Consider the following 4,861-nt stretch of genomic DNA (forward strand, 5'->3'; position numbering starts at 1 on the left):
GCGACCGCGGCGATCTGCACCAGCGCCACGCCGAGCCGGGGCAGCACCGCGGCGGGGGCCCCCCCGGGGGGGGGGCGGCCCCCCCCCCGGCCGCGGGGGGGGGGCGGCGGCGGCGCGGGGGCCACCGCGGTGGGGGTGTGCGAGCCGCGGGACGTGGTGGCGAACCGGTTGGACCCGTGGCACGGCTCGTGGTTCCACCCGTACTCGTTCGCGAACCTGGAGGTGCTGCGCGAGCCGGACGCGGAGCGGGACGAGTTCGAGGTCGCGGTGTCGTTCCGGCTGACCGGGGGAGTGGGGGTGCCGGTGCGCGCGACGTTCACCGCCCCGGAGCCGCGCACCGTGGTGATGCACATCGTGGCGGGGGAGGGCCTGGGCAGCGTCGTCGAGACGCACGCGACGCCGCTGGGCCGGAACTCGGCCGGGCGCCCGACGACGGCGGTGGTCGAAGCGGTGGTGGCGCATTCGACGCGGCCGGGCTTCCGGCTGGCCCGCGCGGCGGCGGGCGGGTTGCGGCCGGTGATGCGGTGGGCGGCGTTGCGGTTGTGGCGCGACGACCTGGCCTACGCGGAGCGCCGCTGCGAGCTGCGCGGCCGGTCCGGGGGCTGAAGGTCATCCGGTCGCGGGGCTTCGCCCGCGTCGAACCGCTCGGCGCCCAGCACGTCCAGCAGCGCCGGCGCTTCGGCGTCGCGGGAGCCGGGCTGCGCGGTGTAGAGCACGAGGTGCTGGTCCCGATCGGTGAGCGCGAGCGAGTCGCAGTCGACGGTGACCTCCCCGACGACGGGATGCCACGCGAGCACGTCGAACCTGGCGGACACCACGATGCCCGCCGTCAGCGGTAGTCGTTCGAGCAGCGCGCGGATGCCGGGCCGGACGTCGCGCCGGTGCCGCCGGGTCCGGTTGGGCGCGGGACCGGCAGGACGTGCAGGTGGTCGGATTCGGCGTCGGTGAGCGGCAGCGCGGCGGAGATCCCGGCGAGGACTTCGCCCGACGGGCGCGGTGCCCTGCCTTGTTCGAGCCGGACGTAGTACTCGGGTGGAGAGGTGCGCGAGGACCGCGGCCTCTTCGCGGCGGAGTCCCGGTGTCCGGCGCCGCGGTCCGGATCCGCACGCCGGGCGGTACGGCCACGGAGATGATCGATGCCTGGGAGGCGGCGACGCCCGGGGTGGTGGAACGGGTGACGACGACGAGCCGGCTGGGGCGGATGGCGCAGCCGCGGGAGAGCGCGGAGGCGGCCGCGTGGCTGCTCAGCGATCGGGCCTCGAGTGACCGGCGCGAGCGTCCCGGTCGACGGCGGCAGCGGCGCCTGAGCCCTGGATCGTCGGCGGGGCGGCGGCCCGCCCGGCCGACGCATCTTTTTAAGCACGATGGTTTCAGTGTCGACCGAAATCAGTACTCCAAGAAGACGAAAACACAAGCCCCGCAAGGAGGACCTCAGGCGAACCGCGCGGCCAGCCGCAGCAGCGGTGAGCGCCCTGCGACCGGCACGCTCCACACGTCGTGCCCGCGCAGCCCCCACAGTCGCAGCAACCGGTTCGCCGCGAGCATCCCGCTGGTGGCGGCCCGTTCCATCAGCGCCACCGGCAGGTCGACCCGCACGTGGTCCCCGGCCAGCACCAGTCCCGGTTCGGGGGTGGTGATCGTCGGCCGCGCGGCGAACCCGCCGGGCGGGAACAGCGGGCAGTCCGCGCGCAGCTCGTGGCGTTCGTCGACGATCCCGGCCGTGGTGGTCTCCGGGTAGACCCGGTGCAGCTCGTCGAGCACCCGGGACCGCATTCCCGGGACGGTCGCGTCGGACGTCAGGGCGTAGCAGTGCACCTCGACGACGGATCCGCCGTGCGCGCGGGTCCACTCGGCGGCGTCGTGCTCGTAGCGCTCCAGCACGCTGATGTTGTCCACCGGGCCGAACCCGCTGGTGCCGAGGAACGCGTGCCGGTCGGCGCGCACCGGCCGGTCCAGCCAGAACCGGGACACCAGGAACGGTGGTGGGCGGCGCCGCGCCCCCCCCCGCCCCCCCCCCCCCCCGGGGGGCCGGGCGGGGGGGCCCCCCCGAACGCGCTGCGCGCCGCCGACGGCGGTGGCCCGCACCACCGCGGCGGCCCCCCCCGCCCCCGCGGGGGGGGCCGCGGCGGGGGGGGGGGGGCGCGCCCCCCGGCCGGCCCCCCCCCCCCCGGCCCCCCCGGCCGGGGGGGGCCCCCCCCCCCCCCCCGATCCGCTCCCGCCACGCGCGGTGCGCCAGTTCGGGGGAGCCGGCGAGAACGCGCTGCGCTCCGCCGAGTTCGGTGGCCAGCACCACGGCGTCGGCCGCCACCGGCTCGCCGTCCGCCGGGTGCACGGCGAACTCGCGCGGGCCGCGGTGCGAGATCTCGGCGACCTCGGTGCCGAGCCGGAACCGCACGCCCCGGGCTGCGAGGTGCGTCCGCAGCGGTTCCCACAGCGCGGTGGGGAACGAGTCGGCGGCGACGTCGAACAGCAGTCCTTCGCTGGAGCCGAGGAAGTACAGGTGGAACATCAGCGCCAGCTCGGCGGCGGACAGGTCGGTGGGCGGGGCGAAGAAGCTGCGGGAGAACACCTCGAACGCCAGGTGCCGCGCGGCGGGCGGGAACCCGATGTCGCGCAGGTAGTCGGCGGCGTTGGTCCCGTCCAGCCGGGCGTAGACGCCGGGCACCCGCACGTCGGCGAGGGTGGCGGCGGCGCGCAGGTCCATGCCGGGCACGTCGCGCCAGCGGAAGGTGGGGCTGCGGGAGACGAAGCCGAGCGCGTTCCACGGCGGTGACTGGGGGAGCCCGGCGAAGGTGTCGGTGCTGCCGCCCGCGCTCAGCAGCGGGTACTCGGGGAGGGCGACGAGCCCGGCGAGGTCGGGGTCGGCGCGGCGCAGCAGGCGGCGCAGGTTGTAGTACTGCCGGAAGAACGCGTGGAAGCCGCGGTTCATCGCGACCTCGGAGCCGTCGGCGAGGGTGGTGCTCCAGCCGCCGACGCGTCCGCCGAGGTGCGGTTCGCGTTCCAGCAGCAGCACGTCGGCGCCGCGGTCGCTCAGGCAGGCGGCGGCGGTGAGCCCGGCGTGGCCGCCGCCGACGACGGCGACGCGGGGACCGCCGGTGCCTGCTCGGTCGGCGCCGGGGTGCGCGGGGTGGCGGACGGCGCGCGGGTCACGCAACGGGTCTCCTCCCGAGGAAGGTGTGGGTGAGGGTGCGCTGCCAGCCGGACATGGGTTCGACGCGCACGCCGGTGAACCCGGTGCGGCGCATCCGCGCGGTGAGTTCCGGTGGGGAGTCGAAGTCGAGGGCGCTGCGCCACAGGTAGCGGTAGAGCGCGGTGTCGCCGGTGACCCACCGCCCGGCGGGGATGATCACGCTCCAGCACACGGCGTGCCACAGCAGCCGGTCGGCGCGGCGCCGGGGCAGCGAGTAGTCGTGCACGGCCAGCGGTGCTCCGGGCCGGAGCAGGTCGTGCAGCAGGCGGAGTCCGGCGTCCGGGTCGGGGAGGTTGCGCAGCAGGTAGGCGGCGAGGATGCCGTCGAACGGGCCGTGCACGCCGGCGTCGGGGAGGCCGTGGGCGTCGGCGTGGACGAAGCGGACGGTGGGGGGCCAGGGCTTCTCGCGGGCGCGGGCGAGCATGCGGGCGGATCCGTCGACGGCGGTGATGGTGGCGGCGGGCAGCGCTCGGTGCAGGGCGCGGGTGGAGGCGCCGGTGCCGCAGCCGAGGTCGAGCAGGTGGAGGCCGTGGCCGTCGCCGGGGATGCGGAGGCGCCGGGCGGAGCGGTGCAGGTCGCGGTGGTAGCCGGGGTTGGCGGCCACGAGGGCGTCGTAGTCGCGGCCGCCGCGGTCGAAGAGGGTGGTGACCCGGGGGTTCATCGGCGGCTCCGCAGGGCGCGGGCGGTGAGTGCGGTGAGCATGCGGGGTGCGGCGACGCCGAGGCGTCGGCTGGTGGGTACGGCGAGGCGGTGGCCGAAGACCTGGTAGCCGGATTCGACGATGAGGTCGAGGATTTCGCCGTAGAGCAGGTGTGCGGTGCGCACGCAGGGGCGGGCTGCGGGGTGCAGGAGGGCGATGCCGGGTTCGGCGCTGCGGTAGAGGGCGCGGGTGCGGGCGACCTGGTCGCTGAGGGCGCGGCGGACGGGTGCGTCGGGGCGTCCGGTGCGGCGGCACCAGTGCAGCCGGTCGGTGTCGACGCCGAAGGCGGCGAGTTCGTCGGCGGGGAGGTAGACGCGGCCGCGGTCGAGGTCTTCGCCGACGTCGCGGAGGAAGTTGGTGAGCTGGAAGGCGAATCCGAGTGCGGCGGCGTGGGGTGCGGCGTGTTCGCGGGGGCCGGTGGTGCCGAGGACGGGGAGGACTTGCAGGCCGATGACTCCGGCGGAGCCGTGGACGTAGTCGTCGAGTGCGGCTCGGGTGGGGTATTCGGTGATGCGCAGGTCCATTCGCATGGAGCGCATGAAGTCGGTGAACAGGGTGGTGGGGAGCCGGTAGCGGTGGGCGGTGTCGGCGACGGCGGCGAGGGCGGGGTGGCCGGTGCCGCGGTGGTGGAGGGCGCGGTGCAGGGCGGCGTCGAGGTGGTGGAGTTCGCGTTCGCGGGTGTCGGTGGGGGTGGTGGTGTCGTCGACGATGTCGTCGGCCCAGCGGGCGAATCCGTAGAGGGCGTGCACGGCGGGGCGGTCTGCGGTGGGGAGGAGCCGGGTGGCGAGGAAGTAGGTGCGGCCGTGTTCGGCGTTGAGGGCGCGGCAGCGGGTGTAGGCGGCGCGGAGGGCGGGGTCGTGGATGCCTGCGGCGTCGAGTTCGCGCCGCGCCGCTGGTGAGGTTTCTCGGGCGGGGCGCCGGAGTTCTCGGTTCGGCACGTCCACGGTGGAGATCGAAGCACACGGGTCGCC

General features: G+C 76.1%; 5 protein-coding genes and 1 pseudogene. 1 reads left to right on the plus strand and 5 read right to left on the minus strand.

Features of this window, described 5'->3' with window-relative positions; all coding sequences use genetic code 11:
• Positions 1 to 606: DUF5914 domain-containing protein (locus LCD35_RS19590; RefSeq protein ID WP_374108115.1), on the plus strand; the 606-nt coding region annotated here is incomplete at its 5' end.
• On the opposite strand, the gene LCD35_RS19595 is transcribed toward LCD35_RS19590, so the two are convergent.
• The 5 genes and pseudogenes from LCD35_RS19595 to LCD35_RS19620 form a co-directional block, all read right to left on the minus strand.
• Positions 561 to 815 carry a hypothetical protein gene (locus LCD35_RS19595; RefSeq protein ID WP_225044614.1) on the minus strand — a complete coding sequence of 85 codons (255 nt, stop codon included), beginning with the start codon at positions 813 to 815 and terminating at the stop codon, positions 561 to 563. The two genes, LCD35_RS19590 and LCD35_RS19595, sit on opposite strands and share 46 nt — an antisense overlap.
• Positions 816 to 1,431: 616 nt before the next feature.
• Positions 1,432 to 1,971, minus strand: coding sequence for an FAD-dependent oxidoreductase (locus LCD35_RS19605; protein WP_225044615.1), 540 nt, complete (start codon positions 1,969 to 1,971; stop codon positions 1,432 to 1,434).
• 310 nt (positions 1,972 to 2,281) lie between these two features.
• A pseudogene (locus LCD35_RS19610) lies at positions 2,282 to 3,154 on the minus strand (FAD-dependent oxidoreductase); the annotation flags it as partial.
• On the minus strand, positions 3,147 to 3,851 hold the full coding sequence (locus LCD35_RS19615) for a class I SAM-dependent methyltransferase (protein ID WP_224958737.1): 705 nt from the start codon (positions 3,849 to 3,851) through the stop codon (positions 3,147 to 3,149). The pseudogene LCD35_RS19610 and the gene LCD35_RS19615, both read right to left, overlap by 8 nt.
• The gene (locus LCD35_RS19620; RefSeq protein WP_225044617.1) at positions 3,848 to 4,828 is read right to left on the minus strand and encodes a phytoene/squalene synthase family protein; all 981 of its coding nucleotides are present in this window, start codon (positions 4,826 to 4,828) and stop codon (positions 3,848 to 3,850) included. Before LCD35_RS19620 ends, LCD35_RS19615 begins: the two co-directional genes overlap by 4 nt.
• Between the last annotated feature and the right edge of the window lie 33 nt (positions 4,829 to 4,861).

The sequence above is a fragment of the Saccharopolyspora sp. 6V genome, assembly GCF_020176785.1.
Taxonomy (GTDB): Bacteria; Actinomycetota; Actinomycetes; order Mycobacteriales; family Pseudonocardiaceae; genus Saccharopolyspora_C; species Saccharopolyspora_C gregorii.